Raw genomic sequence first — 898 nt, 5'->3', positions numbered from 1 at the left:
TTCAAGAGATGGAGGATATCGGACATCTCGTCAGCGAGGATTGGCAGCATGGCTCACAGCCGGTGCCGGATTTTCTGCTCGATGTGCTGGACAATAAAAGGCTGTTGCCGCATAGGCCAATGGCTCCCCAGCCGGTCTCTATCCACGGTGAGACCTACTCCATTGAACTGGGGCCGCGAGGACGCCGCGACGCTCAGTTGATCCATCACCCTGGCCCATCCTCGCATTCTAATGCCCGGATCGGCGCTTCGACTGCGAGTGCTTCTGTCCGCGATCGCAGCGGGCGGGTGCTCGGAGCCGGCGAATGGCTGGGTGACGAGCATATCCAGCGGGACTACGAGCTCCTTTCGCAGGAGTTGCGGGAAAGCAACCCAAACCTAGCCGCCCGGACCCGGTTCGTGGATCCTCTCATCGCCACTCAGGTGGGCCAGGGTTCAGATAGCGACGCGCTACGCGCATATCATCGCATTGTCTACGATGGGAATGGCAACGATACAGCCGACTTCATGTTCTTGCCGGTGAATAATGCCAGCGCCACGAACCTCAATGACCGCGGCACTCATTGGTCGTTTCTGCTGGTGGACCGCCGCGATCGCGACAGGCCGGTCGCCCATCATTATGACTCCTTGGGCGGATACAATCGACTACGTGCAGAAAGGCTTGCGACGCGAGTGGGAGCCGAGCTGCTAGATGCCACCATAAGCCAGCAGAGGAACAATTATGATTGCGGCGTCTTTGTGGTCGACGGTACGCGGGCGCTGGTTAGACAACTTGCTGGAACACGGCCGCCTGACCTAAGTCTCGGCAAGCTCGTCGTCGATCGGCAGGCACTGCAGAACCGACTGAGGCGCTAATGTCAGCTTCAACTGAATAGCAAGCGCGGCTGATCGCACTATGC

The 898-nt window shown here is 59.1% G+C and carries 1 protein-coding gene; it reads left to right on the top strand.

Annotation, left to right across the window (positions count from 1 at the left end; genetic code table 11):
• A partial coding sequence (locus AC0L3P_RS39880) for a Ulp1 family isopeptidase (RefSeq protein ID WP_473309448.1) occupies positions 1-854 on the top strand: 854 nt, incomplete at its 5' end.
• Between the last annotated feature and the right edge of the window lie 44 nt (positions 855-898).

Source organism: Bradyrhizobium sp. WSM4874 (genome assembly GCF_055811835.1).
This window is presented reverse-complemented; position numbering and strand designations above follow the sequence as displayed.